Here is a 301-nt window from a genome sequence, read left to right as displayed (position 1 = left end):
ACAGTGATATCATTTAAGACATCTAAATAATGGTGCGGTCGGAGAGACTTGAACTCTCACACCTCTCGGCGCCAGAACCTAAATCTGGTGCGTCTACCAATTCCGCCACGACCGCAGCAAATCTTTATAGTTATATTAACATTGGTGGTTCAATATAACGTTGTGCTCTTGGTTTTCTATTTAGCTTAAAAACAAGCTAAGTAATAAACAAAGAGTTTAAAAATGGTGGCTACTGCGGGATTTGAACCTGCGACCCCATCATTATGAGTGATGTGCTCTAACCAACTGAGCTAAGTAGCCA

The 301-nt window shown here is 41.2% G+C and carries 2 tRNA genes; both read right to left on the bottom strand.

Annotated features, from left to right (window positions below):
• Positions 1-30: 30 nt before the first annotated feature.
• A tRNA-Leu gene (locus FCV43_RS20145) sits at positions 31-115 on the bottom strand.
• Between the two features lie 108 nt (positions 116-223).
• Positions 224-300: transfer RNA gene (locus FCV43_RS20140), tRNA-Met, on the bottom strand.
• Between the last annotated feature and the right edge of the window lies 1 nt (position 301).

Source organism: Vibrio genomosp. F6 (assembly GCF_005146325.1).
Lineage (GTDB): Bacteria > Pseudomonadota > Gammaproteobacteria > Enterobacterales > Vibrionaceae > Vibrio > Vibrio cortegadensis.
The sequence above is the reverse complement of the archived record's forward strand: the minus strand, read 5'-3'. Positions and strand labels throughout refer to the sequence as shown.